General features: G+C 46.0%; 32 protein-coding genes. 11 read left to right on the plus strand and 21 right to left on the minus strand.

What is annotated here, in order from left to right:
- The first annotated feature begins 38 nt into the window (after window positions 1-38).
- Window positions 39-1,115, plus strand: coding sequence for a serine/threonine protein kinase (locus tag OCV77_RS04145; protein WP_262573565.1), 1,077 nt, complete (start codon window positions 39-41; stop codon window positions 1,113-1,115).
- Between the two features lie 183 nt (window positions 1,116-1,298).
- On the opposite strand, the gene OCV77_RS04150 is transcribed toward OCV77_RS04145, so the two are convergent.
- From OCV77_RS04150 to OCV77_RS04180, 7 genes are all read right to left on the minus strand, one after another.
- The gene (locus tag OCV77_RS04150; RefSeq protein WP_118797563.1) at window positions 1,299-1,661 is read right to left on the minus strand and encodes a VOC family protein; all 363 of its coding nucleotides are present in this window, start codon (window positions 1,659-1,661) and stop codon (window positions 1,299-1,301) included.
- A gap of 17 nt (window positions 1,662-1,678) precedes the next feature.
- Complete coding sequence (locus OCV77_RS04155) at window positions 1,679-2,407, minus strand: MBL fold metallo-hydrolase (protein WP_262573569.1); 729 nt, start codon at window positions 2,405-2,407, stop codon at window positions 1,679-1,681.
- Window positions 2,408-2,654: 247 nt separating this feature from the next.
- Window positions 2,655-3,020: a hypothetical protein gene (locus OCV77_RS04160; protein ID WP_262573571.1), complete on the minus strand. Its 366-nt coding sequence runs from the start codon at window positions 3,018-3,020 to the stop codon at window positions 2,655-2,657.
- A 77-nt stretch (window positions 3,021-3,097) separates the two neighbouring features.
- Complete coding sequence (locus tag OCV77_RS04165; RefSeq protein ID WP_238726051.1) at window positions 3,098-3,292, minus strand: transposon-encoded TnpW family protein; 195 nt, start codon at window positions 3,290-3,292, stop codon at window positions 3,098-3,100.
- Window positions 3,293-3,335: 43 nt separating this feature from the next.
- Window positions 3,336-4,199 carry an ATP-binding protein gene (locus OCV77_RS04170; protein WP_262573575.1) on the minus strand — a complete coding sequence of 288 codons (864 nt, stop codon included), beginning with the start codon at window positions 4,197-4,199 and terminating at the stop codon, window positions 3,336-3,338.
- A complete protein-coding gene (locus OCV77_RS04175; RefSeq protein WP_262573577.1) occupies window positions 4,196-4,924 on the minus strand; it encodes a phage replisome organizer N-terminal domain-containing protein in 729 nt (242 codons plus the stop codon). Before OCV77_RS04175 ends, OCV77_RS04170 begins: the two co-directional genes overlap by 4 nt.
- A gap of 113 nt (window positions 4,925-5,037) precedes the next feature.
- Window positions 5,038-5,436, minus strand: a complete 399-nt coding sequence (locus OCV77_RS04180; RefSeq protein WP_262573579.1) for a cysteine-rich VLP domain-containing protein — start codon at window positions 5,434-5,436, stop codon at window positions 5,038-5,040.
- Window positions 5,437-5,562: 126 nt separating this feature from the next.
- On the opposite strand from OCV77_RS04180, the gene OCV77_RS04185 reads away from it, so the two are divergent.
- Both OCV77_RS04185 and OCV77_RS04190 read left to right on the plus strand, forming a co-directional pair.
- On the plus strand, window positions 5,563-5,841 hold the full coding sequence (locus tag OCV77_RS04185) for a type II toxin-antitoxin system RelB/DinJ family antitoxin (RefSeq protein ID WP_005924829.1): 279 nt from the start codon (window positions 5,563-5,565) through the stop codon (window positions 5,839-5,841).
- Window positions 5,838-6,128: a type II toxin-antitoxin system YafQ family toxin gene (locus OCV77_RS04190; RefSeq protein ID WP_151165515.1), complete on the plus strand. Its 291-nt coding sequence runs from the start codon at window positions 5,838-5,840 to the stop codon at window positions 6,126-6,128. Before OCV77_RS04185 ends, OCV77_RS04190 begins: the two co-directional genes overlap by 4 nt.
- 77 nt (window positions 6,129-6,205) lie before the next feature.
- On the opposite strand, the gene mobQ is transcribed toward OCV77_RS04190, so the two are convergent.
- The 6 genes from mobQ to OCV77_RS04220 form a co-directional block, all read right to left on the minus strand.
- A complete protein-coding gene (gene mobQ / locus OCV77_RS04195; RefSeq protein WP_262573591.1) occupies window positions 6,206-7,651 on the minus strand; it encodes a MobQ family relaxase in 1,446 nt (481 codons plus the stop codon).
- A 186-nt stretch (window positions 7,652-7,837) separates the two neighbouring features.
- Entirely contained in the window at window positions 7,838-8,128 is a 291-nt protein-coding gene (locus OCV77_RS04200; protein ID WP_262573594.1) for a DUF3847 domain-containing protein, read from the minus strand.
- Window positions 8,129-8,156: 28 nt separating this feature from the next.
- On the minus strand, window positions 8,157-8,618 hold the full coding sequence (locus tag OCV77_RS04205; RefSeq protein ID WP_009296689.1) for an RNA polymerase sigma factor: 462 nt from the start codon (window positions 8,616-8,618) through the stop codon (window positions 8,157-8,159).
- A gap of 10 nt (window positions 8,619-8,628) precedes the next feature.
- On the minus strand, window positions 8,629-9,081 hold the full coding sequence (locus OCV77_RS04210; protein ID WP_262573599.1) for an RNA polymerase subunit sigma-24: 453 nt from the start codon (window positions 9,079-9,081) through the stop codon (window positions 8,629-8,631).
- 103 nt (window positions 9,082-9,184) lie between these two features.
- Complete coding sequence (locus OCV77_RS04215) at window positions 9,185-9,598, minus strand: RNA polymerase sigma factor (RefSeq protein WP_262573602.1); 414 nt, start codon at window positions 9,596-9,598, stop codon at window positions 9,185-9,187.
- A 473-nt stretch (window positions 9,599-10,071) separates the two neighbouring features.
- A complete protein-coding gene (locus tag OCV77_RS04220) occupies window positions 10,072-10,926 on the minus strand; it encodes a metallophosphoesterase (RefSeq protein WP_262573605.1) in 855 nt (284 codons plus the stop codon).
- A 220-nt stretch (window positions 10,927-11,146) separates the two neighbouring features.
- Here OCV77_RS04220 and OCV77_RS04225 point away from each other — a divergent pair, with 220 nt between their 5' ends.
- The 6 genes from OCV77_RS04225 (at window position 11,147) to OCV77_RS16885 (ending at window position 16,610) form a co-directional block, all read left to right on the plus strand.
- Complete coding sequence (locus OCV77_RS04225; protein WP_173721881.1) at window positions 11,147-11,896, plus strand: ABC transporter ATP-binding protein; 750 nt, start codon at window positions 11,147-11,149, stop codon at window positions 11,894-11,896.
- A 181-nt stretch (window positions 11,897-12,077) separates the two neighbouring features.
- Window positions 12,078-13,880: an ABC transporter permease gene (locus OCV77_RS04230; protein ID WP_317246618.1), complete on the plus strand. Its 1,803-nt coding sequence runs from the start codon at window positions 12,078-12,080 to the stop codon at window positions 13,878-13,880.
- A gap of 114 nt (window positions 13,881-13,994) precedes the next feature.
- On the plus strand, window positions 13,995-15,575 hold the full coding sequence (locus OCV77_RS04235; protein ID WP_262573609.1) for an ATP-binding protein: 1,581 nt from the start codon (window positions 13,995-13,997) through the stop codon (window positions 15,573-15,575).
- Complete coding sequence (locus tag OCV77_RS04240) at window positions 15,553-16,161, plus strand: response regulator transcription factor (RefSeq protein ID WP_317246615.1); 609 nt, start codon at window positions 15,553-15,555, stop codon at window positions 16,159-16,161. The genes OCV77_RS04235 and OCV77_RS04240 overlap by 23 nt, the downstream gene beginning before the upstream one ends.
- Window positions 16,162-16,242: 81 nt before the next feature.
- Window positions 16,243-16,425 carry a helix-turn-helix domain-containing protein gene (locus OCV77_RS16880; protein ID WP_465245907.1) on the plus strand — a complete coding sequence of 61 codons (183 nt, stop codon included), beginning with the start codon at window positions 16,243-16,245 and terminating at the stop codon, window positions 16,423-16,425.
- A 44-nt stretch (window positions 16,426-16,469) separates the two neighbouring features.
- Window positions 16,470-16,610, plus strand: coding sequence for a hypothetical protein (locus OCV77_RS16885; protein ID WP_465245908.1), 141 nt, complete (start codon window positions 16,470-16,472; stop codon window positions 16,608-16,610).
- 27 nt (window positions 16,611-16,637) lie between these two features.
- Here OCV77_RS16885 and OCV77_RS04250 read toward each other — a convergent pair whose 3' ends face one another.
- The 4 genes from OCV77_RS04250 to OCV77_RS04265 form a co-directional block, all read right to left on the minus strand.
- Window positions 16,638-16,937: a hypothetical protein gene (locus tag OCV77_RS04250; protein WP_117531888.1), complete on the minus strand. Its 300-nt coding sequence runs from the start codon at window positions 16,935-16,937 to the stop codon at window positions 16,638-16,640.
- Window positions 16,938-16,953: 16 nt separating this feature from the next.
- Window positions 16,954-17,307 (minus strand): TnpV protein, encoded by a 354-nt coding sequence (locus tag OCV77_RS04255; RefSeq protein WP_117950536.1) that lies wholly within the window; start codon window positions 17,305-17,307, stop codon window positions 16,954-16,956.
- Between the two features lie 26 nt (window positions 17,308-17,333).
- Window positions 17,334-19,214 (minus strand): recombinase family protein, encoded by a 1,881-nt coding sequence (locus tag OCV77_RS04260; protein ID WP_262573618.1) that lies wholly within the window; start codon window positions 19,212-19,214, stop codon window positions 17,334-17,336.
- Between the two features lie 103 nt (window positions 19,215-19,317).
- Window positions 19,318-20,802, minus strand: coding sequence for a Na+/H+ antiporter NhaC family protein (locus tag OCV77_RS04265; protein WP_262573620.1), 1,485 nt, complete (start codon window positions 20,800-20,802; stop codon window positions 19,318-19,320).
- Between the two features lie 219 nt (window positions 20,803-21,021).
- Between OCV77_RS04265 and OCV77_RS04270 the strand changes: the two genes are divergently transcribed.
- Together OCV77_RS04270 and OCV77_RS04275 are read left to right on the plus strand one after the other, a co-directional pair.
- Complete coding sequence (locus OCV77_RS04270) at window positions 21,022-21,738, plus strand: Crp/Fnr family transcriptional regulator (RefSeq protein WP_262573622.1); 717 nt, start codon at window positions 21,022-21,024, stop codon at window positions 21,736-21,738.
- A 93-nt stretch (window positions 21,739-21,831) separates the two neighbouring features.
- Window positions 21,832-22,929 (plus strand): pyridoxal phosphate-dependent aminotransferase, encoded by a 1,098-nt coding sequence (locus OCV77_RS04275; RefSeq protein ID WP_118797560.1) that lies wholly within the window; start codon window positions 21,832-21,834, stop codon window positions 22,927-22,929.
- 87 nt (window positions 22,930-23,016) lie between these two features.
- Here the strand turns inward: OCV77_RS04275 and OCV77_RS04280 are convergent, their stop codons facing one another.
- The 4 genes from OCV77_RS04280 to OCV77_RS04295 form a co-directional block, all read right to left on the minus strand.
- Window positions 23,017-23,787: an HpcH/HpaI aldolase family protein gene (locus tag OCV77_RS04280; protein ID WP_262573624.1), complete on the minus strand. Its 771-nt coding sequence runs from the start codon at window positions 23,785-23,787 to the stop codon at window positions 23,017-23,019.
- 101 nt (window positions 23,788-23,888) lie between these two features.
- A complete protein-coding gene (locus tag OCV77_RS04285) occupies window positions 23,889-24,800 on the minus strand; it encodes a LysR family transcriptional regulator (protein WP_262573626.1) in 912 nt (303 codons plus the stop codon).
- A gap of 372 nt (window positions 24,801-25,172) precedes the next feature.
- A complete protein-coding gene (locus OCV77_RS04290; RefSeq protein WP_262573628.1) occupies window positions 25,173-25,904 on the minus strand; it encodes an AlkZ-related protein in 732 nt (243 codons plus the stop codon).
- A 63-nt stretch (window positions 25,905-25,967) separates the two neighbouring features.
- The gene (locus tag OCV77_RS04295) at window positions 25,968-26,606 is read right to left on the minus strand and encodes an HAD family hydrolase (RefSeq protein WP_262573630.1); all 639 of its coding nucleotides are present in this window, start codon (window positions 26,604-26,606) and stop codon (window positions 25,968-25,970) included.
- Window positions 26,607-26,948 lie beyond the last annotated feature (342 nt).

Here is a 26,948-nt window from a genome sequence, read left to right on the forward strand (position 1 = left end):
TATAATAAATATAATTTATGTCAAAGGAGTTTTATCCTATGGATTTTAAAAACCAACTGTTCCTTTCCTGTTATCATAATATCACAGCATTAAACGAAGAACATCACGTGTACCTTGTCCGTCACAAAGAGACAGATAAACTATATGTAAGAAAATTTCTTACCAGATACAATCTCTCTGTATTTCAGGCTCTTAAAGATCACCCGATTACCGGAGTGCCAAGAATCATAGAATTGCAGGAAACCAACAATATTCTTACTGTAGTAGAAGAATATATCTCCGGTGATACTCTACAGGATAAAATAGATTCCGGATGTCTTTCTGAAACTGCCATTTACCATTATATTTCCGAGCTCTGCACGATCCTTCAAAAACTCCATTCCCTGAATCCCCCAGTCATTCACCGTGATATCAAACCATCAAATATTGTCATCACCGCTTATGACCATGTTGTGCTTCTGGATTTTAATATCGCAAAATACTATACAGAAGGGCAGATTTCAGACACTGCACTTCTCGGGACCCAGGGATATGCTGCTCCCGAACAGTACGGCTTTGGTTCTTCCTCGCCCCAGACAGATATTTATGCCATTGGTATACTTCTTGGTACACTAAATACTTCTCTTTCCGTACCATCTCACAAATTTGATTCTGTCATTGATACCTGTACACAACTGGATCCTGCCAGAAGGTTTTCTTCCGTTACACAGTTGCAGAAGAAGCTTTCCCGTCTGTCCATTTCCGAGCCGGATGAAAATTCATCTGCTTACACAAAAAAACGTTTTTCCATACTCCCTCCCGGTTTTCGTACTCTTACACCATGGCATATGCTCATCGCCATTCCCGTTTATCTTATGGTGTTCTGGCTGTCTCTGACGCTGACCTCCAAAACTGTCAGCAGTTTTTCTGCTCTTATTGCAGAAAGGATTTTTACGCTGCTGATTTTTCTTTCTGTCATTGCCGGAAGCTGTAACTATATGTGCATCCAGAAATTCATACCTCTTTGTAGTTCTTCTAACAGACTGGCCAAACTGATTGGAATCCTGCTACTTGACTTTGCTCTTGTATTCATTTTACTTCTTCTGATGGTAATGGTCTCCAATCTGCTTGCCTGAAATTTATATCATCTGTTTTTCTTTCGTGCTCATTATAGCATTCTTTTTTCTGCTATGTTGCCACCGTTACGGTGGCAATCTTCTATCCCCTTTTCCACGCAAATAAGGCCGGAAATCCCTGTGGACTCCCGGCCATAAATCTGATATCTCTTATTCATAAACAACGGATATCCGCCTGTCTTCTTATCTCTCCGGTACGATCTCAAGCCAGTATCCGTCAGGATCAGTAATGAAGTAAATTCCCATCTCCGGATTTTCGAAGCAGATACATCCCATTTCCTCATGAAGCTTATGGGCTGCTTCAAAATCGGCTGTCCTGAATGCCAGATGGAATTCGCACTCTCCAAGATCATAGTTCTGGGGATGATCCTTGACAAAAGTCAGCTCCAGCTCAAAATCACTCTCTGCATTTCCCACATAGGCAATAATAAAGCCTTCTCCGTTAATCCTTCTTTTTTCTGTAAGTCCAAGTGCTTTTTCATAAAAAGCAAGGGATCTGTCCAGATCTGCCACATTATAGTTCTCGTGTACCATTTTAAATTTCATATTCTGATTCCTTTCCTTTAAGCTTTTTCCTTCCCGGCTGTCTCCGTATCCTGTATGATCCCGGTGTATTCCGGATATTCCCGGAGAAACTGCCCGATCACATCACTGTTTCCCCAGTAATGCATGGGATATACCTGCTTTACCGGAATCTTCTTCAGAAAATACAGCAGACCTCTGTCATAATCCTTTTCCTGCCTCGGATCCAGGGGTACAAAAGCAAGATCCACTGCCGGTATTCCCTTATCCTGCAGCAGGCCGGCGATCAGATTGATCTCATGCCGGTAGCTTCCTGTCATCTGGCGGTTATCCCTTTCCGGTTCCCCTTCCCAGACCCAGTCATTCAGATCCCCCGCATGATACAGCACCCCTTCCGGACACGTGAGCAGGAATGCCACTCCTTCATCTGTGGAATGAAAGGTATACAGCTTTGTCTCACAGGGCAGTCCATAAGCTCCATTAAAATTCACAGTCACAACAGACAGATTTCCTCTGTAAGCTTCTGCATCCGGATACTTTTTCCGGGAAATGTCCTTCGAAAGAACCGCTGTCACCTGCTCCATCCCCATTTCCTGCAGCAGAGTAAATATCTCCGGATTGTAATGATCCGGATGCCTGTGGCTGGCAAATACAAAAATGGGCTTTTTACAGTCAAGCTGTGGCAGTTTCTTCCTATAATAATCAAACAGATAATAACACCTCCCGGTCTCCACCAGAAAGCCGCTGTGGTCAATGTATGATACCTTCATGTCCTTCATCCTTCCGCTCTGCATACGCCACAAGGCATGCAGGGATTCTGTATTAAGAGTACACCATGCTGGCACCACAGGCAAGAAAAAAGATCTGCTCCGGCAAGAAGAAAAACGAGATCTGCAGCCCCTTTCGGTTCTGCAGATCCAGAGACAAATTGTCAAGGACTTTTTAATCAAATTCACAAAAAATCTACAAAAAAGGTGCCAGAAGCAACGTATGGCTCCTGACATCTCGTTTGATAGATTACATTTTTCCGTTCAGCAGGTCTTTGCAGAGATACGCATAGTCTGGCAGCTGGTTGATATATGGCTCCCAGCGCTGCTTGATTTCGGCCAATTCCAGCGGATCGGCTGCTTCCAGTGCATGATCGTTGCCTGTCATATATAAAACATCCGTAGCAACATCATCCAAACACCTGCCGCAGAGATCGGCGGCTGATTCGATTCTGATACCGGTATCCACATAGACCGGATTGACACTAATCGTCAGCCAGACATAGCCTACCTTGTCCGACCAGAGCAGTTCAAAATCAGGGCTTTGCCGCAGATGTTCCGCAAAGACCTCCTTTACTCGTTCAATTTCATGCTTCTCTTTTTCTGTGTAAAGCATTTTCGTGTCCTCCTTGACAAAAATTTTGGTGCGTACCATCATCAGTTTAGCACAAGGCTGCTTCGTTTATCAGTCTGTCACATTTGCTGAATTTCATTTTTGAGCATACGCTTGATTTTATCGCTCATGGTTTCTGTGCTGGTATTGCTGAAATGGACATGAACCTTGTAGGTTGTCTTGCCGATTTTCTTTACCATCGCTGGCGTGTTTTTCGGCGCTCTGGACGCAGTAGCGGCGTCTGTCACCTGCATAGTACGGGGTTCTTTGTTCATGGCGCTCCTTTCTCCGAACGGGTCTGTGCCGCCCGGTAAAAAATCAATCGTGCTTACTGTTTACAATGTCTTTTGCCGCCTGCCTAGTGGCCCCGGCGTTTTCCTCCCGGAAGTTCTTCCCGGCAAAGAGGATCGGGGCGCACCGTTCTAGGATACGGTCATAAATACGGGCATGGGTCAGATCAGGCGGGTTTTTCAGCTCGGACAGTTTCAAGTTTGTTGTGATAATCATGGGTCTGCGGCTGCGATAGCGGCTGTCGATGACGAAAAACATCTGCTCCATAGCATATTCGGTACTGCGCTCTACACCCAGATCGTCAATGATAAGCAGGTCGTACTCATCAAAGCTGGCGATAAAGCCGGCCCTGTCCTCAGAGAACATCCTGGTCAGGCGGTTCAGAATGGTGGGAAAGTTCGTCATCAACACCGGCACACCCTGGTCAAGCAAAGCGTTGGCAATACATCCGGCGAAGAAAGACTTGCCGGTTCCCACATCCCCGAACAACAGCAGGCCGGTGTTGTTTTTATATGCCTCCTTCCAGTTCTCCACATAGGCGCGGGCCTTGTCCATCAATGGGTTTTGCCCGTTATCATTGGAAAATGTGTAGTCATACAGATAACGGTCTTGCAAGCCCTGTGCCTTTCGGCGTTTGATACGCTCCATGCGGCGCTGCCGTTCCTCGGCGGCCTTGCGCTGTTCCTCGGCCTCCCGCTGGCACTGGCAGATACAGCGGGGCATGAAGTAGCCGGGTTTCCCAAAGCATGGCACAACGGTCTGCCTCTGGCCGCCGCACCTCTTACAGTGAATGAGGCCGTCTGCCGGATCTATATACTCGTCCCCGGCCAGTTCCATACCGGCGGCTGCCTTGTCGATGAACGCCCGGATTTCTGCGGTAATCTTAATCATACAGTTTCATCCTCCTTTACGCTGTAATCCCGGTTGCGTGAGGGTGTGATCGTTTTTTTAGCGTCCTCACCGGCCCAGCGCCGGATGGTGGCTGCATGGCTCTGATAACGCTTGCCGGTAGAAGCCATGTACTCGGACAGCTTTTCGATGTACTGGCCCCATACAGTGGGAAAGCTGTCCTGTAAGTCTGCCAGTTCCCCGTCCGTCAGGAAAACATTCTGGTAACGGCCATAGGCGTGGGCGGGGTGTCCCTTCTCTATCTCTCTCTTTATCTCTTTCTCTAACTCTATCTCTATCTCTGGTGGACGAATGTCGGACAAATGTCCGCCGTTTGTCCGGAGCGCAGAAAGCGCCTTATTTTGGAGCCTCGCAGCCCGCTTTCGCTCAGCCTCGGTAGAGGACTGGCCGATTAAAAGTTCGATGTTGCTCATGTAGAATGTGCCGCTGTCCAGCACTTCCACAAGGCCCAGCTTCAAAAAGATCTGCAAGGCTCTCTCCACAGTGCCGATCTGCTGGCGGGTGATGGTGGCGATCATCTGCGCCGTGTAAGGAATGTCCTCGTCAAGTTGAAGCCGTCCACCATGTTTCAGCGATTTCAGATACAGCTTGAGCAGAATGTTGGAATACAGCACACCATCCTGCATGCTTTCCAGCAGCACGATGGAATCATCGTCAAAATAGTTTTCTTTGAGTTTCAGGTAATAATATTTTCGGTTGTCTGACATAGGGTTCCTCCTTGGGGTTTCTCTTGGGATTCTGTACGCATTTTAAGACCGTTTTAGTGGTCGGAAGATAAATCTATCAGCCTGCCTTTGACACCCTCGAAAAAATCCTTGATTTACAAGGGTTTTTCAGCCCCTAAAGCGTGACATTTCTCCCGTTGTTTCCGCTTGCGCTTTGCGGCGTTGATCCGCTTCATGCGTGCGGCACATTCCGGGCAGTATTTGGCCCGGTTGGAACCGGGGGTAAACAGCGCCTCGCATACGGCGCACTTCTTCGCATTCAGCCGGTGGAACAGTGCCGTTTCCAGTTCCTTATCCTGCGGCAATACCGCCGCCCGAAACCACCTGCACAACAGGGAGTAGGAAATAGACTGGACACAGACACATTCCTCCCCATCGTCCAGGGCGATACAGTTTCCGTCGATGTTGTTACAGCACTCATGCACCAGCCTCCGCGCTCTGCGGTACTGGCGGTAATCCATGACGGGGATAGGTTCAGTCTTGTCGTTCTTCATAAATGATTTCTTTCATAAAGCCGGTAACCTCCTTGAATGAATTTATTGTTAAATATTCGTGCAAAATATTGTTTTCTTCGTGCAAATGGCATATACTATAATTGCCAGCAGAAAGGGGTTGATCGTATGGCTGGAAATACCACAAACATCAGTATCCGCATGGACGCAGATTTGAAAGCGCAGGCGGACGCACTGTTTACTGAACTTGGCATGAACCTGACTACGGCGTTTAACATCTTTGTGCGCCAGTCGCTTCGTGAAGGTGGCATTCCCTTTGAAGTAAGGCTGGAACAGCCGAACAAAGAAACGGTTGCTGCCATGCTGGAAGCGGAAAGGATTGCAAAAGACCCGTCTGTAAAGGGCTACAATGACCTTGACGAGTTGTTTGCTGACCTGAAAAGATGAAAAAAACCAAATATACCGTCAAGTACACGACCAGTTTCAAAAAGGACTACAAACGAGCCATCAAGCGTGGCTTGAAGATCGAGCTGCTGGAGCAGGTCGTAGCATTGCTGGCAATGGGCGAACCGCTGCCGGATAAGAACCGTGACCATGACCTGTCCGGCGATTGGGCAGGCCATCGGGAATGTCATATTCTCCCGGACTGGCTGCTTGTCTACCGCATAGAAGATGATGTTCTGGTGCTGACGCTGGCCCGCACCGGCACACACAGCGACTTGTTCGGCAAATAAACAGTCTGCCGCCGTATGGGGAAACCTGTACGGCGGTTTTTCTGTGTGCAAAAGTATGTCGTGAAACGCGGTAGCCCTTACCGCTCCGGCTCCCGGTCGTGAGAATTGTCCCGTTCCTGTCTGGACAGCTGCTCGGCGGTTTTGCGGAGCCGTTCCACTGCTTTCAAATCCTCCCGCATGGATTTCATGGCAAGCGTGTCCGTCTGCTTTCCAGCGGCCAGCTGGTCGATCTCCCGCTGCCATGCCTTCGGGGTTATCCCCTCGCCTCTGTCTTTCAGTTCTTTCAGATACCGGGCCGCTGCGTCATACAGAATCAGTTCCCGGCTGTGGCGCTGTTCAAACTGTTCCCGTTTTTCCGGCTTTACTTTGGCAAGCTGCTTGTGGATGGACTTGTACTGGTTGTACTGTTCCCACATCTCCCCGCGTTCGGTAAGAATGGCGATCCGGCGCTCAGCCTTGACGATCTTTCCCCTCAGGTCATAGTAACATCTGTTCATATCAGCGATTTTTTCATGAAGCTGCTGCATAGACTGGATGCCGTTTGCCTGCAAAAAGCTGAATAGTGCAGCGCTTTCCTGCAAAGCCCGGATTTTGCCGGTGCGGGTGCGGGGAGCGTCCAACTGCTGCTGGGCCTCCCACAAGGCGGTCAAGCTGCTTTGCTGTGTTTGTGGTTTTTCCGTTTCGGCTTTCGACCAGCGATAAAGACGGGTAATGCGGGCTTTGATTTCTTTCAGCAGCTTGTTGTCGGCGGCGATCTGCCGGTTTACTTCTCCCTTGTCGGTGCGGATACCGCGCTTTTCCATTTGGCTGGCGGCTGGCCCCAGATGGACAGAGGGGATTTTATCAATGCCCTGCCGCTTGTAGCTGCGGTGGTCAATGCGATCCGGTCTACCGGCAGATTCCAGCGCCCGGTTGGTGTAGGCTGCCCACGCTGCCCGCCAAATCTCCACATTTCCTTTATCGTTCCAATCGGTTGTATCCTCACGATGATTTTTCCAGCCGCCTTTCCCATCCGGGATACGCTGTCCATTCTCGTCCAGATCGTATGCCTTGCGGCACTTTGCGCCCCACTGTCCATTTTCTTTCAGAGGCCGGAGCGTCAGCATGATATGGACATGAGGGTTGCCGGTTCCCTTGTCATGGATAGCAAAATCGGCGCACATCCCCTTGTCCACAAAGTTGTCCTTCACATAGGACCGGACAAGGGCAAGCTGCTGTTCTCTGGACAGTTCGCGGGGCAGAGCTGCCTCAATCTCGCGGGCAAGCTGGCTGTCCCTTGCCTTCTCGATTTGCTCCACGCTGTTCCAGAGGATAGAACGGTCTGCAAATTCCGGCGGGGCGTAGGCAGGCAGCATGATCTCCGCATGAACAATGCCGCCCTTCCGGGTGTAATCATGGGTCATGCCGTCCCATTCATTTGTCAGCTTGGTTCCGCTGCGGTAAGCAGCTGCGGCAACAGCAGAACGGCCTGCGCTGCGCTTGATGATACTGATGGGGATATGACAGAAATCTATGGGGAACACCTCCTTTCAGTGAGGGGATAACAGGCTCTGTGGAGCCGGACAAACGCAAAGTGGGTGTCTGGCTGCGCAGAGCGCACAAGGGGGTTGGGGAGCATAGCTTCCCATCGTGGACGAAGTACGCAACGCCCCCGGCAGGGCGCACAGCACCGGCAACGGTGTATAAGTGCGCCCTTGTAAACAAGGGACTTATGGCGTGTCCCCGGATTTTGGCAGGTTTGCAGTCAATTCCGCAGCCCCCGGAAGATGGGACAGGGCAATCAGAAATGTTTTGACCTCCGCGCCGGAAAGGTCGGGAGCCAGCGGGAAAATGCCCTCCAAAACGGCTCCACGCTCAATCAGGCGGCGGGTGCGAACCCTGCGTTCTTCGTTCCGCTGCTTGTTCTCCCAAATCTTCTTTCGGTTTTCAAGCTGCCGAATCTCCTTCAGGACTTTCTCCCGTTCTTCTTTTTGGGGGTGGGCTGTAATTTTTTCGTTCATGTCAGGCACCTCTTTTCTTTGGAAATACTCATAGATTGACCGTCCATTTCTGTCGAGCAAAGTACCGGCGCAGCCTCCGCAGTGCGGCATGGATGGATTTTCCCGCCTGTGATGGCGTGATACCCTCCATTGCGGCAATATCTTTCACTTTCATACCCAGCATATAGCGGGCATGGACACGGCGAGCCTGCATAGGCGGCAGGGAAGAAATGGCTTCGTACAATCGCCGTATCAATTCTTCGTATTCGGCTAATTCTTCTTTTTCTATCAGGTAGTCCTCCGGCGATGGCTGCGCCCAGCCGATGGCGGCATTTTCGATTCCATCGTTACAATCGAGGGAATAAAACGCCTTATACCGGAACATCTTGCGATCTCTGGCGGCCTCGGCTCTCTTGTCCAGAAGAAACGCTTCGACGATCTCATCGGACACCTCCACAAAAATGTCCTCTTTGCAAAATGGATAATATTGTTTGAGATTGATGGTCTGCATAGGCACGCCCTCACTCTGTTTGAAAAAGGTCATCATAGCAGCGGCGCATATTCCGCAGCCCCCGGTGGATGGCAACGCTGACCTTACTGCTATGGATACCCTCTCTCCGGGCGATTTCCGGCTGCTTGATACCGGCAATATAGTAGGCGTGAACACGGCGGGCCTGTGTCGGAGTGGCATGAGCCAGAGCCACCGGCAGAGCTGCAATCAGGTGCAGGCGGGTGGTCATTTCTTCTCGTTCCAGCAAAATATCTTCCGGCGATCTGCTGTGTTCCAGTGCGTAATTTTCCAGCCAGCTGTATGCGTCCAGAGAGTAGTAGGCGCGGTGGTAGACTTTCCGACGCTCATAGTTCTCCATCTCCCGCTGGGCCTGATACATCGCTGCCCATACCTCGTCCGTAACATCCACAAACTCGTCATGCCGATAGTGGGGATACATCCACCGCAGATTGATTGTTTTCATAGGCTTACCTCCTGAAAATCGGAGAGGCGGGCAGCTCGTCCGCTGTCCGCCCCTCGCTGAGATAAGGGAAATGATCCCTTTCACTTGGTAGCCAGAAAACAGGTCATTCGTTAAGCCTGTTCTCAAAGAAATTTATAAATTTTTTTCTGACCGCCTCCACACTTTGATAAACAGCCACTTTGGAGCAGCCGTACAGCACACCAATCTCTGCAAGGCTCAGTCCCTCAAGCGCATAGAGCAGGAACCGGCGGCGCTGGGCCTCGGTGCAGGTGTCCAGAACAGCCATCAGCTCATGCAGCGTTTCCATGCGGCAAAAGTATTCTTCCGGTGTTTCGCCGTAGGCTCCTACGCCCTCGGTGGTAATGATGTACTCGTCAAACTCCCGGCCATCCCAATGCCGCCGCTGTTCATGGAACAGGTTCTCCGTTTTGTGATCGGCCCGGTCAAGAAATTCATAGACTTCCAGCGTGACCTCCACGGCCATAGCTTGTCCGTTATAATTGATGGTAACTTCCATCTGCCTTTCCTCCATTCAGATTTTTTTGGTAAATCTGAATGAGGCGGCGGGGAGCGGCACCGGGGATAAAGTTCGGGCCATGCTGACCCGATGTTCCGGCTCCATAGGGACAAAAAAGCGCCCGGACAGCAGAAAGCTATACGAGCGTAATAGAGTATATTTTGCTGTTTAGTTACATGGTATAGTGCATACTTCTGACCGCATTGCTCCGCTGCTGGGAACAGGCTTTTTTTAGCTGGTGCAGATCATGAATACTGCGAAAAAGAGAAAAGGACACGGCAAAATAACCTCCAATCGGCTACCGTGTCCCTGCAAGTCGTCATTGGTTTGTGTAGACGCAAAGAAACGGCGGCTCTGAAAATCAAAGCCGCCGTTTCATAGGCGCGTGAAAATGTGTCTGCTCTGCGACGGCTTTTTTTCTTTTGCCGTCGCGCGGCAGATTGCTTTCTGATTCGGTTCTCTATAAATTGGTCTTATAACTCTATACTGAGAAGTTCAATTACAACAACTTCCGGGCGATTGTTAAAACGGATGGGAATAATGCTGTTACCTAATCCACGGCTAACAATCATATTTGTATTGCCACTTGTATATAGCCCTGCGTCATACTGTGGAAATAGCCCTTGATTGGGTGCGATCAACCCGCCGATAAATGGCAAACGGAATTGACCACCGTGTGCGTGTCCGCTTAAAACCAAATCAATATTGCAATGTACATAGCTTTCAAACAATTCTGGCCGGTGCGACAGCAAAATGGTGTAGCTATTTTCATCATCAGCAAGATTATTCAGCTTTGTACTAACCATAGCCGGGACTTCTCCGAATATATCTCCTTTTATGGTAAAATCAGGGTCAGAAAGTCCAATAAGCGTTATTTCTTCTGTGTCGTGTTTTAACTGTACAGCTTCATCTTCAAGCACAATTACGCCAATCGTTTTAAGTTCTATTTTGAGTTCATCATACTGTGACAGGCTTGCTTCGTGGTTCCCTGTTACATAATAGACAGGCGCAATCTTAACCGCTTCTTTTGCAAAATCAAGAGCTACTCCAATATCCGTATGCCCTGCGTCCACTAAATCCCCCGTTATTGCAATAATGTCCGGTTTGCTTTCTGATAACAATTCCAGCAACTTTCTATTGCCTTTCCCAAATTCTGCGTTGTGCAGGTCTGATACTTGTGCTATTCGGAACCCGGAAAATGCGATAGGAATACGGCTACTTGAAATTTTTATGTTACTTACCGTCAACGCTGTATTACCCCAGATCAAATAAACGAGTAGGGCAAAAAATATTGAGCTTATTACGCATAATTTAAGATGTTTTTTCATGTTTTCTCTTTTCCCATCCTCCGTAATTATCTCTGCCGTGCGACGGCTTTTTCTTTTGTCGCCGTCCGACAGATATGACTTTTTCTATTTTATGAATATCATATCAAGGAACGACAAATCCAGCATGAGTAAATCATGCATGTTTTCTGCGTGATTTACTCATGCACTTTTTTACTGTGTTCGATATACTGCTTGTGTACATTGAAAGGAGCGATCAATAATGAGTACACTATTAGAAGTAAAAGACATCACCAAAATCTATCCAAACCAGCCGAAACCAGGACTGGATCATGTTTCTTTTGAAGTAATGCAGGGTGAATTTCTCGGTATTATGGGAGCTTCCGGCTCCGGCAAAACAACGCTTTTGAATGTGCTATCCACTATTGATATTCCTACAAGCGGCAGCATCCGCATGGGAGGGAAAAAAATTCAAGAGCTTAGTCAAACACAGGCAGCCGATTTTCGTAAGAATAATCTCGGCTTTATCTTTCAAGAGTATTTTTTGTTAGACAGTCTGACTGTGCAGGAAAATATTGCAGTTCCCTTGACTTTGCTCCACGAAAGCGCAAAGACGATTGATAAAAAAGTGATGGAGCTTGCGGAACTGTTCGGAATTGCTTCACAGCTGAAAAAATATCCCAGTGAATTGTCTGGCGGTCAACGGCAACGTGTAGCGGCGGCTCGTGCAATGGTAAAACGCCCGCCGTTAATTTTTGCAGACGAACCCACCGGGGCATTGGACAGCAGTTCAGCAACGGAACTGCTCTTTGCCCTCTCAGAAGTCAATCAGGCTTTAGGAACAACAATTTTAATGGTAACACATGACCCGTATGCGGCAAGCTATACAGATCGCATTTTGTACTTTAAGGACGGGCATATCATTTCCGAATTGAAACGGTGTAACAGGGAACGCCGTGAATTCTATGAGGAAATCATGCAAGAAGCCGCCAGACAGGACGAAAAGCGTTAAGGGGGGTGGCAACATGAAATTATCCGCAATCGCCTTAAAAAATCTAAAACGGAACTTTTCGTTTTATTCCCTGTACCTTTTTTCCGTTTCTTTTGTCTTGATGATTTACTTCTGCTTTACTTCATTTTCCATGAACCAGATCATCATGGAAAAAATATCTTCGGATGGCAGAGTGGAAACCATGTGCCGGACAGTAGCAGTATTCATCATGGCATTTGTCATTTTTTATATGTTCTATTCCAATAGTTTTTTTATGCGGCGACGTATGAGAGAATTAGGGATTTATTCGCTACTTGGGTATCGAAAATCAACTATATTGAAATTACTGATCTTTGAAAATGTAATGATCTGCTTTGGCGGTATGATTCTTGGAATTCTGACTGGCAGTATTCTCCACAAAATCGTAATCGCCGGGATTGTGACCCTTTTGGGAATATCCGTAGATCAAAGCGCAATCCCTCTAATTTACCCGGCAGCAGTAAAGGCAATCCTTTCCTTTGTAATCGTCGTGCTGATTACACTTATACTTTCTAACGCAAGTCTGCTCCGAAAATCTACCCTGCTTGATTTGGTGCGACTGGAAAAGAAAACGGAAAAACCGATCCATCCCCATGCAATAACAGCGATATTGGGTGTCGGATTTCTCAGCGCAGGGTACGGCCTTGCATTGGACATTATGCGGGGAAAGCAGTCATTGTGGAATACCATTGGATTTTCTCCTATTGCCATGCTGACACTTCTTTGTGTTGTGGCAGGAACGATTCTGTTTATGTACTCATTCCTACCCTATGTCTGTCAGAAAATCCGGCAGAAAAAAAGCAGACTTTACCATGAAGATACCATTATTGTAGTGCCAAAGTTTATGCACCGCATCCGTTCTAATGCGAAATCACTGATTCTGCTGATTCTGCTGACAGCGGGGACGCTGGCGGTCTTTGGCTCGACGGTTCTTTCTATGTGGTATCCATACCAATCTTTCCGGCGCATTATCCCCTCTGCCATTGAATACCGAGTGACAAATGAGCAGGAAAAGGAAATCTCTTTGCAGGCTTTACAGGAGGCTTGCGACGAACAGGAATACGAAGTTTATGAAACGATTATTTTCAAAGTAAAAGCAACTTCTGATCGTCTGCCGACAGAATACAGTATCAGTGAAGATAAGGGGCGTATTCCCGGATTTGAATGTATCAGCCGGACAGACTATGCCACCCTGCTTTCTCAGCAGGGAAAGAAAACGGATATTCCAGAATTATCAGATACGGATTGCATTTTAATCAAATACTATCCAGACCATGAACATTCTGACATGGGAGCCTCGTATCGTCTGGACTTTGGAACAGGAATAGCCGATGTAACAGTAAAACAGACAAGCATTGATAATCCTATTGGCTTTTCAAACAGTGTTGGAACGCTGATTTTGTCGGATAACCTTTATCAAAAAATGCGTGACAGTACCATAGATAGAGTTTCGGTTATCAGTATTAATGGTGAAAAAATGCGCTCTAATGAAACTGCCTACACAGCTTTGAAAGCGTCTATGCCGGACAACATTTATCTGGCAAGCGCATGGCAAAGAGAAAGTACCTTTGTCCGCGATGCAAGTTCCACTTTTTTGCTAATTTGTTTTACTACGATTATTTTCTTGATTGCTACGGGCAGTATTCTTTACTTTCAAAATATTTCGTCCGTAACCTATGACAAACCGGACTATGAAATCATGCTGAAAATGGGATATAGTCACACAATGATTAAAAAATGTGTGCGTCGGCAGATACAGATTTATTACGGTATTCCCTATGTTATTGGATCGCTGCACAGCATTTTTGCGATGATTTGTTATAAGTCTGCACTGATGGACGATCTACTCGGACGGAACAGTGCCGTTGTTGCGCCGATCCTTTTGGCGGTGGCGATCTTCTCCATTATCTATGCTATCTATTACCAGCTAACAAAACGTTCCTGCTATAAAATTGCCTTGATATAAAGCGGCGGCTGGCACTTTCATTGGTGTCAGCCGTTGGTTTATTCAAAAATATTTTAGAATAGTAACCTTGAACTCATTGGGAAAGGACAGTACAATATTAGAAAAGGAATGGGGGTGGAAAATACGAAAAGCACATATTTCTCAAGACAGATTATTTGTGTGTTGAATCAATTTGCCGTGATCATTTATCTCGGCTTTATAGCGTACAACGGACATTATATAGAAAGCAATTACCTTGTTCATTTTCTATCTTTGTCGCTCTTGTTTTTTGACGCCGCGTATATCTCATATAAGAATGTAAAATGTAATAAGGTTCTGAACCACTTTTCCTTATTGTTATTGTTGCTGGGCTGGCAATTCTTATTGTACCTGTTTGATTTCCGGCCAATATCCAAAGCGGTTTCCATGCTGTTGTTGCCTGTCTGTTTTTATCAGTCAGCATATTTCATACAGACATTTTTATTTCAGAGTTCCGCCTATCGGGGGCAAAAAGCGCTGCTTGCTTTTTTGAAAATTTCCTGCGTAACAGCAATTATTTGCTTCTTCTTTTCAGACAGGGCTTTTTTCACAGCCTACCAACTGCAATTTTTTATCTCGACACTGGCTCTTGCTGTCGTTGGTATCATACAGAGAAAACGAATTGTCTTTGTGCTGAAAAGTCAAAGGAAACGTCTGCTTTTTCCACTGGCTCTTGTAGTAATTCCATTTGTAATATACCTTTTCGTTTTTCACAGGGAAGCGGAATATATGGCAAGCATGGGGAGCTACATCCCCGTTATGCTGGCATTTGTATGTATTCATAGTATCGTGTTCCAATACCATCCACAGCAGGTACAATTTTTAACGCTGTCAGGGGGATATATCGTTGCTCTGGTTTTTGTCGGATTGGTTGGACTTGTTGGAATGGCATATCTTTTTCAAATCCCACTTATGGCAATTTTGATGAGTGTTTACATGGTGGTTCTGCTGGCACAGGTTTACAATATCCTTTTGTATGTGCGGATTTGCAGACAGCCGACCGACTATAATAACCCCACAGATCGTCAGCACTTTTACGCCTATTCACTGGAACAGATTAAACGGGAAGAAAACTTAAAAAAAGATTTTTCCAACTATTTGCACGATAATATTTTGCAAAACCTGCTTTCCATCAAAAACATGTTATGTAAAGCAGAGCAGCCAGAGATAAGGAGGTTACTTCTCGATACGTTGACAGAATTAAATGCTTCCATCCGTTTTCAAATGCAGACTTATCATCCAAATCTGGTAAAAAGTCTGACCTTAAAGGAGAATATTCAAAATCTGCTTGATTCAATGGAAGAAAACCATTCTGCAAATATTTGTTTGGACTGCGATAAAGATGTATTTCTTGTAGAGCCATATAATGTACTCATCTATCGAATGATAAAAGAACTGGTGACAAATGCGTTAAAACATTCCTCCGCGACGACAATCGATGTTCTGCTGATGCAGGAGGACGGACGCATTACCCTAAAGGTGACGGATAATGGTATAGGGTTCAAACCGTTCACTTATAAGTCAGGTTCACATCAGGGGCTTGCTTCTATTGGGGAACAGGTCAGTTTATTAGATGGCACTATGAACATCCAACCCGCTACTGGTGGCGGAACGGCAGTTGTCATTTCTATGCCTATGAACGGAGGTGATTCGTATGAAAATTTTGTTGGTCGATGACCATATACTTTTTGCCAAGAGTCTTTCGATTGCCCTGTGTGATAATCCAGAGATTGAGCAATTTTCCAGTACAAAGGATATTCAAGATTTGGAAAAACAGATTGCCACAGAACTACCAGATATTTTACTGATTGACATTAACTTAGGAGGACTGGCAGACGAGGACGGTTTAATGCTCACACAACATTTGTTGGAGCGTTTTCCAGATCAAAAAATAGTCATTCTCTCTGGCTATAATCTTCCTGTTTATCGCAAAGAAGCAAAGAGGATCGGTGCAAGAGGGTTTATCAGTAAGGATGTAGAACCAGATGAGTTATTGCACATTTTATTGACCATCAAAGATGGGGCAACGCACTTCCCACGGGAAGAAGTATTTATAGAAGAACTGACAGACGGGGAGAGAAAAGTTCTCGAATTGGTTGCATCAGGAGTCAGGCGCCGCGAAATCGCTGAACAGCTTTTTATTAGTGAACGAACAGTATCAAATCATTTGCAACATATTTTTGAAAAATTGCAAGTTAGCTCTACCGTTGAGATGATAACAAAAGCTATTAAGCTCGGATATATTGCTCAATCGGTAATATGAAATATAAAGTTTAGAACAAGCACATATCGCAACATTCCACAGGCAGACTATGAAATATAGAATGTATGTGGATGATGCAATATGGCAAAAATCGAAGATTGCCCCGGTTTTGAAACTTTCGGTGCGGATGTAAAAGAAGCACGGAAGGCGAAGAACCTTGCACGAAAAGATTTAGCCGAAAAGGTGAATACTGATACCAGGTATCTTGCCAACATTGAAAACGAGGGCACGATCCCAGCCTGCCGGTTATCATACAGCTTGTAAAAATCTGCGGCCTGCCGATGGAGAGATATTTCAATCCAGAGGTCATGCGAGAGGAAAGCGAGCTGCGCCAGCGGGTCGGACAGAAGTTGAAACTCTGCCCGGAACAGTATTTGCCTATCGTGGAAGGTGCCATTGACGGGGCGCTCAAAATGGAACAGACTGCGAAGCAGAAGGAGGACGCATAATCGCGGCCTCCTTCTGGCGTTTCTGTATCATGTTTCCCTGCACTTTTCCCAAAGTTCCCGGCACCTCTGCTGGATTTCTCCGGTTTCTGTCACAGTCAGGTCACGGTCATTTCCAGTAATCTTATCTTCCAGAAAGTTGGCGTATGTACCCAACAAAGCGTTCCGTAAATCCTCCGGGGTTTTCTGTATTTCAGCGCTGTACCAGTCATTCCGGTGGGGTTCCCATGCCATCAATGTATAACCGTGGCTGGTCTGAACCACCTCATACAGTGGATCATCATCCAGATATGCCTGAAACACTTTCAAAATCTTTTCAAAGGTCAGCATTTCCCGCACCTCCCATTCAGCTGCAAATCAGTTCCCTGATTAAAATTTCCTCAATCTGTGCCGTTAATGTGTTCATCAGCCCCACCCAACGCATAGGGTCACAGGCTTTCAGTTCTTCCGTGACACCCGCAGTCTCCATCATGTGAGGCAACATGGTTTCCACACGCTCCTGCGCTGTCCGGGCAATCTCTAACAGGTGTGGATACAGCTTCTCGCTCATCAGCAGTTGGTTGTAGAGAATGGGGCGATGTTCCTTTAGGTAGGATTTTCGCATTCTGCCGTACTTGCCGATAGAAGTTTCCGGCTGTTCAGAAAGTTTTAGGTTGGGTATATCATAATCTCCACAACGAATGTAAGTCAACTTACTCATATTCATTCTCCTTTACTTCGTGATGATTAGACTGCTGCGCTGGCTGCTATGCTGCCTTTGCGCGGTTCTTCTTTTGGTAGCTGACCGATAGTAGAAAAAACACCTTTTTTCATATCCTCAGCCCGGATCAGGGCTTTCTTAGCGTCCATTTCCGCTTTTTTCTTCGCCTTGATTTTGTCCTCATACTGTTTCTGTGCGCCGCTGGCTTTCCGCTTCAAATAATTCTGATGAAGCCTGTCCTTGCGTTCTTCTTTTTTCCGCAGTTCTTCCTGTTCCTCCGGGGTTAAAGGAACCGGCTGTAAGGATGGTGGGATATAGCGCCCTAAAAAATTGAAGTAGATTTCAATTTCCTGCGTGGTGTCCTGGGTGCCTTTTCGGGCGCGTTCGTGGACAAGGATTTTCTCTACAAACTCGTTGAGCATGGTGTTTGTCAGAGTGTCAAAATTCTCATACTTATCAATTAGGGCTATAAATTTCTCTGCGGATTTCTGGCTCTGCTCATAGCCGGTAACAGCCTTTTCCAGCTCTGCAATTTCAATCTCAAGTGCGTCCTGCTCTTTGGCATACTGTGCATCAAGCGCCTTATATCGTGCATCCGGCAGCTTGCCGAGGGCGTTGTCCTCATAGATTTTGCAAATCAGTTTTTCCAGTTCTCCGGCTCTCTTTTGGGCAGCAGCCAGACGCCTGCGCTTTTTCGATATATCGACACTCTGTTGAGCAACCTGCGTCTCCTGAACAGTGTGAATAAATTCCGTCCGGTCATTTCTCGAATATTCAGCGATAGCCCGGAGCGTGTCGGAAACCAATGTCAGGACAGCACTCTCATTGATACGGTGTTGTGTAGGGCATAGTGTCCCACACGGAACTTTGGTATAATTGGAACAGGTATATTGAGAAACCCGCTTGCCATTGTTGGTGCGGTGGACATACATCTTGCCGCCGCAATCGGCACAATAGAGCAAGCCTGTGAGGGGAGCCGCTTCGCCCCAGCCGTTTGGATAACGCCGTACATTGCTGCGGATTTTCTGCGCCAAATCAAAGGTCTGCTGGTCGATAATGGCTTCATGGGTATTCTCAAAGATCGTCCATTTGTCCTCAGAAACATAGTGGCTTTTCTTGTCCTTAAAGTGCTTGCGGGTCTTGAAATTGATGGTATGCCCTAAATACTCTCGTTTTTTCAAAATGTTCACGATGGTAGATGATCCCCACCCATAGGGGTCTTTGACCGGCTTTGAACGGTTCACACCCTCGTTGAAGCGGGCAAGGTGTACGACAGGAATTTCAATCCGGTCTGTGGATAATTTGCAGGCGATCTGGTAAGGCCCATATCCCTCCAGCGTGAGGGAGAATATACGGCGTACCACTTCGGCAGCTTCCTCATCTACCAGCCAATGCTCCCGTTTTTCGTTCCATAAGTAGCCGTAAATCACAGTGCCGGTCAGGTGCTTGCCACTCATGCCTTTTGACTTAAACACAGATCGGATTTTCCGGCTGGTATCACGGGCGTAAAATTCATTCATGATGTTGCGGAACGGGGTAAAATCGTCATCGCCTTTCAGACTGTCCACACCGTCGTTGATGGCAATCAGACGAACGCCTCGCTGCCGCAAAACCTCCATAACTTGACCGACCTTCAGATAGTCGCGTCCTAACCGGCTCATGTCCTTGATGACGATTGCCTCTACACGCCCTGCCTCCACTTCCTCCATCATCGCCAAAAATCCGGGGCGGTCAAAACGGGTGCCTGAGATACCATCATCGGTAAAGTGCGTAGGGTTGGGCAGCCCATTCCGGCGGGCAAAATCCTCTAACATCTGTTTTTGGTTGGATATGGAGTTGCTCTCGCCCTGTAACTCATCGTCCCGGCTCAGGCGCTCGTACAGTGGGGTAATTTTTTCATTTCTCATGGCTGTACCTCCTGAAACAAAAATGCTCTAAGTGATTGCTTCACTAACCATGACAAAATCATGATTAAGAAGTCACTTAGAGCATATATCACCCGGTCTCTTTTTATGATTCATGTACATAATTTTCTTCTATGGCAGCAGCTTCCTTTTTCACAGGCCTGCCATCCGGTCCTTCGTATCTTCTGCCCCAGCCGGTAAAGACTGCCACGCAGAATACTACAAACAGGAAAATACAATGCAGTGTAGATATTGCAATGGATACAGGACTGATCACAGAAATAAAATCATATTCTGCCGCTGCACTTTCCACACATGATACTGCAATAAAGATAAAGGAGCTTGTTACCGGAATAATAACCGGCAGCGTACTTGCAAAACCATCCAACAGATTTGCTCTTCTATATGGATGAAGTCCCTTGGACTTTCCAATCTCATCAGCGATAGGGCCAAACATGATAATGGCCGGGCCATTGGCAGAACCAAGGCAGATAGATGTCAGCATGATGCCAATTCCCATGATAATTTCAGAACCGACAACTGTTTTGTTCAGCTTACTGTTTACCAGCTTCTCAATGATCTTTTCCATGGTGCCGCTTTCATTCAGGACACCGATCACCCCTGCTACTGCATACAGATAACCAACTGTTCCCAGCATGTTCTTGATACCATCAATACAGAAGCCTGAAAGAGCGCCGTCCTGCATACTGATCACATCCCCGGGAACCAATGTTCCGGAAATAATACCAATGATGCTTCCTGAGATGATGCCCCAGGTAGATGCTACGAAAATGTTCTGTGTCTTCACTGCGATTGTCAGAAGGATCACAACAGGGATCAGCATGATCAGACCTTTCGGATCGCTGTACTGACTGAGCAGCTCTGCTGCCTGCTCACTGGTGCTTCCGCTTCCTCCAAAAAGTGCAAAGCAGACAACTGCCAACGCACCTGCAACCAGTGCATATTTCATACGGGAAGCAACAACACCGCCAATATCTGCACAGCCCTTTTTTCGAGTGTATGCCTGTGAAGAAGCAGAAGCGATCGTAGTATCAGAAATCGGTGCCACATTATCACCGAAGATCGCACCACTTAAGATAGCGCCTGCCAGCATCACCGGATTAGCTCCAAGCAGAATACCTGAGGGATATAAAATAGGAAATCCCGTAAACAATGTTCCTATGGATGTACCTGTAGAAGTAGAAAGCAGGCAGGTTGCAATGAAAGAAAATGCTACGAAAGCGCCGCCCTTCAGCCCCATCTGCTCACCGATCCATACAAAGCCTTCTGCAACCCCGGCTCTTGTCATCATCTTGCCAAATATTCCGACTACCAGAAGGATCAGTGCCAGTGTGTTCATCATTTCAGAAGACATGCCCTTTACAACTGCATTCCAGTAATCACCCTTTTTCTTCGCCAGAAGGCTTCCCACAATCAGGGAAACAAAGCCTCCCATGCAGATCGCTTCCATCTCAAAATCCTTATATATGACAAAGAATAAGATACAGAAAAATACAAATGCGATCAATGGTGCTAAGGACAGATAATTTGTTCCATAAAATTCAAGTGTGTGTTTTTCTTTTTTTTCCATAATTATTTGCTCCCTTCATTTAGCTTTCTTTGCGACGCAAAAAAGACGCTTATCCTTTGAAGATAAACGCCTTTGTTTTTCTTTGATCATTACAATACAGGATTTCTTTCCCAAAAAATGTAAAGTACTTTACATCTCAAAATATTTTTTCTTTTTATCATAAAGCTGTCACAAAACCATGTTATAATCCCAATATAAAAATAACAGGAGATCTTACTTATGATACAGACACCAGCCTCCGGGCAGGAAGAACAGCCTCAGCTTTTGCAGGCTTCTCCCTGGCTTTCTGAAAACACCGATTATGATAAACAGTTTTTTTCATCTTATCCTGCCCATACCTATAAGAAGGGACACATTTTTTACAGCCAGGAGGAAAACTCTGATTATGTGTATCTTCTCTGTGAGGGACGGGTATGTCTTTCCATTGACAATCCAAATGGTGATGCCAAGGATATTTTCATTGCCGATAAGGGTTTTATCTTTGGCAAGCTTTCCGCTCTTGACTGCATGCCAAACTGCTGCTATGCGATTGGTGTTTCCGACACCATCATCGTCAAGCTGATCCCAAAGAGCCATTTCACAGATCTTCTGAATACAGACATCCATTTCTGTCAGTATGTCATGACCATGCTCACCAAAACTGTCCGCACCCTGATCTCACAGATCAGGCTGATCACCTTTGGCAGCTCCAGGGCAAGGGTTGGCTATGCCCTTTATCATCTTGTCAACCAATATTCCACTCCCTATAAGGAAGGGCGGCTGATCAACATCACCTTTACCCATCAGGAAATCGGCGAACTGATCGGTCTTTCCAGAGTGTCCGTTTCCAATATTCTTTCCCAGATGGTCAAGCAGGGCATTCTGAAAAAGAAGGAAGGCTATTACTATGTAAAGGACATCGAAGCCATTTACCGCTGTGTACTGGATGACCTGTGACGGATTTTTCTGTTTGTAAAGCAGTTAACATTTTTTCTTTTTCCTCTGTGCTATAAATACGTTAACATCAAAAGACACAAGGAGGAAAACATTATGATTAAAGATTTGGTCAGTGATTTTGTCAGACAGGCACCGCCTTATAACTTCGGTCTTGGAGAGCCGGTAAAAAGTCTCCGTCCTGGAATTACCGAAATTTATGAAATGAACAAGAATGAAAACCCCTTTGGTATCTCACCTCTGGCTGCAGCCGAGATGAAAAAACAGGTTGATATCTCTAACCGGTATCCTGATATCAAAGCCGCAAGCCTCTGTAAGAAGTTAGCTGCCCTGCATGGACTGAAGCCTGAAAACGTACTGGTTACCCAGGGTGCTACCTCCGCTCTTGGCTTTATCGGTGAAATCCTGATCCGTGAGGGTGTAGAAGCGATCGTTACTTCCCCTACCTATCCCAACTACTACAACATTATCAAAAAGAACCGTGGCACACTGGTGGATATCCCCATGGGTGATGATTATGTTCCTGATTTCAAGGCTATCTCCGATGCGATCACAGACAAAACCAGAGTTATTTTCCTCTGTAACCCCAATAACCCCACAGGAACCATCTGCAAGGATACCGATCTGATCGACTTCATGAATTCCCTTCCTTCCCATGTGGTTCTCGTTGTAGATGAAGCCTATTTTGATTTTATCGAGGATCCTTCCTATAAGAGCATGATCTCCCAGATCGCAGATGACAGAAACCTGATTGTGATCCGTACCTTCTCCAAGATCTATGGTATGGCAGGTGCCAGAATCGGTTATATCCTTTCCAATCCTGAGATCATCGGCTATCTTGGTATCACAGCTACCGGATTCTGCTGCAACAGAGTCGGTCTTCTTGGCGCAGAAGCTGCCCTTGATGATCAGGGCTTTATTAAGATGACTATTGAAAACAACAGAAAATGCCGGGAATACCTGACAAAGGAAATGGAGGACATGGGCTTTCGTGTATGGCCTTCTTCCTCCAACTTCATCTTCTTTAAGCCTTCTATCCCACCCCGTGAATTTGCGGCTGAACTGATGAGCTTTGGTATCCACATCCGTGGTGACTTCGCACAGGCTCGTATTTCCATCGGAACCATGCAGCAATGCCAGACTGCAGCTGCTGCCATGAAGCAGATCTTAAAGGAGTATCAGGAAAAAGCATAAGTGCTCCCTGCAGGAAAAATAAATCAGGGCTTCTGAAGTGGATCACACTTTGGAAGCCCTGATTTTCTGTCTCTGTTTTATACTCTTTTATGCCCGGATGCTCTTTACGATCTCCATATAAGCTTCTGTCATGACATTCAGATCACCATTCACGGTCACACTGTCAAAGCCCTGCTCCAGTCGGAGCCTTGCTGTTTCCTTATTCGGTGCAAAGATAAATACCGGCTTATTCTTTTCATGGCATACCGTAAGCACTTTCGTAATAGCTTCCTTGAATTCTGGTCTGTCAAACTGTGCCGGGATTCCCATGGCAAGGGAAAGATCAAAGGGTCCGATAAAAATACCACTGATTCCTTCTACTGATACAATGTTTTCAATGTCTGCCAGGCATTCCAGCGTCTCACACTGAGGGATCAGCATTGTCTCTTCATTGGTCTTTCTGGTATATTCCAGAATACCGTTTGCAAAGGCATCTCCATATCCAAACTCGCAGACTCTGGTAGGACAGAAGCCTCTGCTTCCCAGTGGTGTATACTTGCCATATTCCACAATTTTTTCTGCTTCCTCCCTGGTCTTTAGACCGGGAATGATGATACCCTCTGCTCCCACATCCAGGTGCTTTAAAATATTGGCTCTGCTGATCTCCGGTATTCTGATAAGGGGAGAAATCCCCTTCAGCTTCGCCATTCTGATACAATCCGCTGCCTCTGCAAGGCCAAAGGGACTGTGCTCCAGATCTACGATAAAGTAATCCATTCCTGCGATCGCCACACACTCTGCCGCCGTCTGGGATCCCAGATTCAAAAAGGTTCCTATAGGCTTTTCACCGTTTTTCAGTCTGTCTGATATTAATTTCATAGATGAACTCCTCTCCATTGTCAAACTGACAATCTTTTTCTTGTCCCTTATTATACTCACAGGCATCCCTCCTGCCTGTTAAGGGCTTTACAAAATCAGATTTATTTCAGTTCTGTGATCCCCCTTGTAAGCAGCGATATCTCCTGTACCGACTGGATGAATTCCTCTGCCACATGTGACAAGGTATGGTTTCTCTTCCATATAAGAGCATAGGAGGCATGTGCATCCGGATGATCCACCTGCCGCACGCACACATCCCTGTCCCGGATCAGTGCAGAGATGGATGCAGGATAAATGGAGATCCCAACTCCATGCAGACTCAGCTCATAGGCATTCATCATATGGGCTACCCGTCCACGGATCACCGGCATCTGTCCCGTCTTCTCAAACCATTTATCAATTTCCCCTTTTCTGGACTCTCTGGAAGGAATCAGCAGATCATAGGGCAGAAGCTCTTTCGGCTTTACGGGCGCATTTTCCTCTGAGTACAGCAGGTGCCCCTTTTGGATCACTGCCACCCACGGTTCCTCATATACGGGAAGCACATGAAATTCTTCCGTATTGTAAGGAGCTGTGATCATGGCGATCTCACAAAGTCCCTTCGCTACCCGGCTGTTCACATCATCCGTATTCCCATTCCAGAGATTATACTGTACATGTGGGTGCTTCTTCTGGAAGGTGGCGATCCATTCTGCAAAGAGCCTCGGTCCACAGCCTTCCACGGAAGCAATATAAAGGGTTCCCTGCAGTCCCTCCTTCATCTCCTTCAATTCTTCCTCAGACCGGTTCACCAGATCCAGAATCTGGGAAGCATACTGCAGAAACAGCTCGCCCTCCTCTGTCAGCGTAACCTTATGCGGCGACCTGATAAAAAGGGGTGTTCCCAGCTCAGCCTCCAGATCCTGGATCTGCCGGCTCAAGGGCGGCTGTGCAATCGCCAGCTTCTCTGCCGCTTTCGTAAAGTTCTTTTCTTCTGCTACTGCCTTAAAATATCTGATGTGTCTTAACTCCATATCTGTTCCCTCTTCATCTGTCCTCCGAATTTCACAATACCTTTTAAGTATTATAATATATTTATTATATGTATTTCACATTATAAAAGCAATATGTTACATTATAATCATCAAAAGGAAGTCAGGCCTGATCCCCATAAGGAAACTTGAAAAGCAGTTATTCACTTGTCACAGAAAGGGTATGGTGGAAACTATGAAAAAGATTATTGAGAGAATTAATGAGTTTTGTTCTGAGTATTATAAGAGCTTCGCTGAAAGAATCTAACCGATGCACACTATCTCCCAAATGAATATAGTACATAATAAAAGGAGCCGCTGACCTTGTGAATGATCCACAAAATGCCAGAGGCTCCTTTTATAGCTTCATAAATCCTATTTCAGCACTTTCCTGATCTGCTGATCCGTCGCAATGGGATATATCTCATGTATATGGTTCACGATCCGGTTCCAGGATTCCTGTGGATCCTCCCGGTAGCAGGATGTCACGTAGTCATATCCAAAAATATGCTCTATAGATGAATATACCGCCACGTCCCAGCCATATGCCATTCCCCTTTTATTCACACGTTTTTTGAAATCACAGTTACAGAGATACATCTGCATCATGAGGGAAGCGATCGCTCCATCAAAGCCCTTCTCCCCGTCCTTTCCAAAGCCTGCCTGCTTCTTCAGGACGCTGGAAAAGATCTCGGCATCTTCCTTGTCTTCCATAAAATTATCCATAATCTTCTTGTGCTTATTTGGAGCTTTCCCATCCTCATAAAGAGCATCAAAGTCATAACCATCCCTGCGGTAGTTGGCAAATACAGGCAGCCACTGTCTGGAAATAAAGCCTGCCTTTTTATCAAAAAACTTGCCATAGACGATATCATGCTTTCTGGCAATGATGGTTCTCCACATCCATGGATCTCTTTCCGGATCATCGCACCACCAGTATTCCGGCACAGTTCTCTCCTCAAGGGAAAAGCCCGGAATCTCATTTTTAAACAGCGGCAGAAATCCGACTTCATTAATATATATAGCTGCTTCTTCCACCGTGTGGATACACTCCGGATCATCCCAGTCCACACCGTACATGATCCATTGTCCTGCTTCGTTTCCCATGATTTCTCCTCTCCTGTCTGCTATACCTTGAAAACACTGAATTCATTTTCGTCCGGTCTTTCATTACCAATACAATTTCTCTGAAGTGATAGCAGATAACAGGTCGGCAGGTCTTTCCAAAAAATAATCTGCTTTTATGTGCTTATTATGACTGCCCCATACTGCCAAAGCGAAATCAATTCTCGCATTTTCCGCACATTTACTGTCATATTTGCTGTCTCCGATATAAAGCACTTTACTATGATCTGTTTTTGATAATTCCACGTATTTCAAAATTGGTGCGGCACTGGGTTTATGTTCCTGTGTATCGTCTGCACATATGATCGTTTTGAAATAATGACTGATACCAAACGGACAAAAATCATGTATAAATTCTTCCCTTGTCTTTGATGTGACAATCCCCATTTCATAATCCAGACTCAGAAGATTTTTCAATAATTCACTGATTCCGTCAAATACTTTAATAGTATTTGTATAGTTATGCATATTTTTATCCCATAATTCTAACGCATAGGAAGTGTCTTTTATCTCAAGTTTTTTCAAAGCGTCTGTCCCTGTAATCCCTAAGGCAAATCTTAGTTCAGAGCATGGCATCTCTCTCCCGGACAATCCCTTTATAGTTTCCTGCAAGGAATGTAACACAGCATACTCCGTATCAATCAGAGTACCGTCAATATCAAAAACAATATGCTTATACTTCATGTTGCCACCTTATCTCCATAATCAGAAAAATATTATTTCGCATTAATTTCCTTATCATGCAACTGAGCCACTATACTTAAAGATTTCTTTTATCTTTCGCTATATTCATTGTAGCAGATTGCTTCTTAAGGTCAGATGTGCCGCATTCATATCTGAGCCTGCTTGTAGCTGCCGGTACTCCACAGGCATTGCAGAACTCTTTATATTCTGCGGTCTTGCCCTTTATCTTTGCTCTAACCTCCGTAGGGATACACCTTCGAATCATACATAATGATTATACGCGCAGTTATATCCATAAAGTCCCAGGGGATCATTGGCTTTGTATACTTCCTTAATGCAACA

The organism is Suilimivivens aceti, from assembly GCF_025567405.1.
GTDB classification, from domain to species: domain Bacteria; phylum Bacillota; class Clostridia; order Lachnospirales; family Lachnospiraceae; genus Suilimivivens; species Suilimivivens aceti.

Excerpts from the sequence above, each read along its gene's own strand:
- OCV77_RS04145 (WP_262573565.1), top strand. The coding sequence starts at position 39 with ATGGATTTTAAAAACCAACTGTTCCTTTCCTGTTATCATAATATCACA.
- OCV77_RS04150 (WP_118797563.1), bottom strand. The coding sequence starts at position 1,661 with ATGAAATTTAAAATGGTACACGAGAACTATAATGTGGCAGATCTGGAC.
- OCV77_RS04155 (WP_262573569.1), bottom strand. The coding sequence starts at position 2,407 with ATGAAGGTATCATACATTGACCACAGCGGCTTTCTGGTGGAGACCGGG.
- OCV77_RS04160 (WP_262573571.1), bottom strand. The coding sequence starts at position 3,020 with ATGCTTTACACAGAAAAAGAGAAGCATGAAATTGAACGAGTAAAGGAG.
- OCV77_RS04165 (WP_238726051.1), bottom strand. The coding sequence starts at position 3,292 with ATGAACAAAGAACCCCGTACTATGCAGGTGACAGACGCCGCTACTGCG.
- OCV77_RS04170 (WP_262573575.1), bottom strand. The coding sequence starts at position 4,199 with ATGATTAAGATTACCGCAGAAATCCGGGCGTTCATCGACAAGGCAGCC.
- OCV77_RS04175 (WP_262573577.1), bottom strand. The coding sequence starts at position 4,924 with ATGTCAGACAACCGAAAATATTATTACCTGAAACTCAAAGAAAACTAT.
- OCV77_RS04180 (WP_262573579.1), bottom strand. The coding sequence starts at position 5,436 with ATGAAGAACGACAAGACTGAACCTATCCCCGTCATGGATTACCGCCAG.
- OCV77_RS04185 (WP_005924829.1), top strand. The coding sequence starts at position 5,563 with ATGGCTGGAAATACCACAAACATCAGTATCCGCATGGACGCAGATTTG.
- OCV77_RS04190 (WP_151165515.1), top strand. The coding sequence starts at position 5,838 with ATGAAAAAAACCAAATATACCGTCAAGTACACGACCAGTTTCAAAAAG.
- OCV77_RS04200 (WP_262573594.1), bottom strand. The coding sequence starts at position 8,128 with ATGAACGAAAAAATTACAGCCCACCCCCAAAAAGAAGAACGGGAGAAA.
- OCV77_RS04205 (WP_009296689.1), bottom strand. The coding sequence starts at position 8,618 with ATGCAGACCATCAATCTCAAACAATATTATCCATTTTGCAAAGAGGAC.
- OCV77_RS04210 (WP_262573599.1), bottom strand. The coding sequence starts at position 9,081 with ATGAAAACAATCAATCTGCGGTGGATGTATCCCCACTATCGGCATGAC.
- OCV77_RS04215 (WP_262573602.1), bottom strand. The coding sequence starts at position 9,598 with ATGGAAGTTACCATCAATTATAACGGACAAGCTATGGCCGTGGAGGTC.
- OCV77_RS04220 (WP_262573605.1), bottom strand. The coding sequence starts at position 10,926 with ATGAAAAAACATCTTAAATTATGCGTAATAAGCTCAATATTTTTTGCC.
- OCV77_RS04225 (WP_173721881.1), top strand. The coding sequence starts at position 11,147 with ATGAGTACACTATTAGAAGTAAAAGACATCACCAAAATCTATCCAAAC.
- OCV77_RS04230 (WP_317246618.1), top strand. The coding sequence starts at position 12,078 with ATGTGCCGGACAGTAGCAGTATTCATCATGGCATTTGTCATTTTTTAT.
- OCV77_RS04240 (WP_317246615.1), top strand. The coding sequence starts at position 15,553 with ATGAAAATTTTGTTGGTCGATGACCATATACTTTTTGCCAAGAGTCTT.
- OCV77_RS16880 (WP_465245907.1), top strand. The coding sequence starts at position 16,243 with ATGGCAAAAATCGAAGATTGCCCCGGTTTTGAAACTTTCGGTGCGGAT.
- OCV77_RS16885 (WP_465245908.1), top strand. The coding sequence starts at position 16,470 with ATGCGAGAGGAAAGCGAGCTGCGCCAGCGGGTCGGACAGAAGTTGAAA.
- OCV77_RS04250 (WP_117531888.1), bottom strand. The coding sequence starts at position 16,937 with ATGCTGACCTTTGAAAAGATTTTGAAAGTGTTTCAGGCATATCTGGAT.
- OCV77_RS04255 (WP_117950536.1), bottom strand. The coding sequence starts at position 17,307 with ATGAGTAAGTTGACTTACATTCGTTGTGGAGATTATGATATACCCAAC.
- OCV77_RS04260 (WP_262573618.1), bottom strand. The coding sequence starts at position 19,214 with ATGAGAAATGAAAAAATTACCCCACTGTACGAGCGCCTGAGCCGGGAC.
- OCV77_RS04265 (WP_262573620.1), bottom strand. The coding sequence starts at position 20,802 with ATGGAAAAAAAAGAAAAACACACACTTGAATTTTATGGAACAAATTAT.
- OCV77_RS04270 (WP_262573622.1), top strand. The coding sequence starts at position 21,022 with ATGATACAGACACCAGCCTCCGGGCAGGAAGAACAGCCTCAGCTTTTG.
- OCV77_RS04275 (WP_118797560.1), top strand. The coding sequence starts at position 21,832 with ATGATTAAAGATTTGGTCAGTGATTTTGTCAGACAGGCACCGCCTTAT.
- OCV77_RS04280 (WP_262573624.1), bottom strand. The coding sequence starts at position 23,787 with ATGAAATTAATATCAGACAGACTGAAAAACGGTGAAAAGCCTATAGGA.
- OCV77_RS04285 (WP_262573626.1), bottom strand. The coding sequence starts at position 24,800 with ATGGAGTTAAGACACATCAGATATTTTAAGGCAGTAGCAGAAGAAAAG.
- OCV77_RS04290 (WP_262573628.1), bottom strand. The coding sequence starts at position 25,904 with ATGGGAAACGAAGCAGGACAATGGATCATGTACGGTGTGGACTGGGAT.
- OCV77_RS04295 (WP_262573630.1), bottom strand. The coding sequence starts at position 26,606 with ATGAAGTATAAGCATATTGTTTTTGATATTGACGGTACTCTGATTGAT.